Origin of the sequence: Cellulomonas uda (assembly GCF_006538705.1) — a bacterium.
In the GTDB taxonomy this organism is placed as follows: Bacteria; Actinomycetota; Actinomycetes; order Actinomycetales; family Cellulomonadaceae; genus Cellulomonas; species Cellulomonas uda.
Genome location: NZ_BJLP01000098.1, coordinates 1 through 1,303, shown reverse-complemented (window position 1 = coordinate 1,303; position 1,303 = coordinate 1). Strand labels below are relative to the sequence as shown.

1 protein-coding gene and 1 other annotated feature are annotated in these 1,303 nt (G+C 69.3%); the gene reads right to left on the bottom strand.

Going from position 1 to position 1,303, the window contains the following annotated elements; genetic code table 11:
• Positions 1–14 precede the first annotated feature (14 nt).
• Positions 15–1,252, bottom strand: a protein-coding gene (locus CUD01_RS16290) for an IS3 family transposase (RefSeq protein ID WP_232514680.1) whose coding sequence is annotated in 2 segments (ribosomal slippage) — positions 15–973 and positions 973–1,252 — 1,239 coding nt in all. Because the reading frame shifts where the segments join, the coding sequence is not laid out codon by codon here.
• Positions 861–974: a sequence feature (AL1L pseudoknot), on the bottom strand. It overlaps the preceding gene by 114 nt.
• Positions 1,253–1,303 lie beyond the last annotated feature (51 nt).

The window sequence follows — 1,303 nt, the reverse complement described above, 5'->3', positions numbered from 1 at the left end:
GAACCGCCCCGGGTTCAGTGGAGGCTCGGTTCTCTGGTCTCCAGCGTCGTCGACGCCGGGTTCTGACGGTAGTGGTTGGCCTCGTGCTCGGAGGGTGGGATGTCGCCGAGCTCGGTGTGCAGGCGCCGGTTGTTGAACCAGTCGACGTACTCGAGCGTGGCGATCTCGACGTCGTCGAGCGTGCGCCATGGTCCCTTGCGGCGGATCAGCTCGTTCTTGAACAAGCCGATCGTGGACTCGGCCAGGGCGTTGTCGTAGGCGTCGGCGACGGACCCGATCGAGGCGCGCATCCCGAGCGCGGCGAGCCGCTCGGTCAGCGCCAGACTGACATATTGGGCTCCCGCGTCGCTGTGGTGGATCAACCCGGCCAGGTCGTTGACCCCGGCGCGGCCGCGCGCCCAGACGGCCATCTCGAGGGTGTCGGTGACCAGGTCGGCGCGCATGCGGGTGTCGGCCTTCCAGCCGACGATCATCCGGGAGAACACGTCGATGACGAACGCGACGTAGCTGAAGCCGGCCCAGGTCCGGACGTAGGTGAAGTCCGCCACCCACAGCTGGTTCGGCGCGGTCGCGGTGAACGCCCGGTTGACCAGGTCACCGGCCCGAGAACCGTCCTTGCCCGGGATTGTGGTGCGCTTGGCCCGGCCGCGGACGACTCCGTGCAGGTCAGCGGCCCGCATGAGTCGCTCGACCGTGCAGCGCGCGACCGGGTGACCGGCGCGGTGCAGGTGCTTCCACATCTTCCGCGCCCCATAGACCGAGTAGTTCGCCGCGTGCTCGACGACGATCACCTCGCTCAGCGCCGCGTCGGTGAGCGCCCGCTTCGAGGGCGGTCGGACCTTGGCCGCGTAGTAGGTGCTCGGGGCGACCTGCAGTTCCGCGCAGATCGGCTCGACCCCGAACTCCTGACGGTGGGCGTCGATGAACGCCACTACCTGGTCGACGGGCGGTCGAGCTCCGCCGCGAAGAAAGCCGACGCACTGCGCAAGATCGCGTTCGACCTGCGCAGCTCCCGGTTCTCCCGCTCCAGCTGGGCGATCCGCGCCGCATCCGCAGTGCTCGTCCCGGGCCGGTCCCCGGCGTCGATCTCGGCCTGCTTGACCCACCCGCGCAGCGTCTCCGGGTTGATCCCGAGTTGCTCACCGATCCGCCGCGCCGCTGCCGGTCGGGTCGCCGGGTCCTTCCTCGCGTCCAGCACGAGCCGGATCGCCCGCTCCCGAAGCTCGTCCGGGTACTTCCTCGGTGCTGCCATGACTCTCATCCTCCGTGGATTGAGAGCCTCCATGGAACCCGGGGCGGTTCA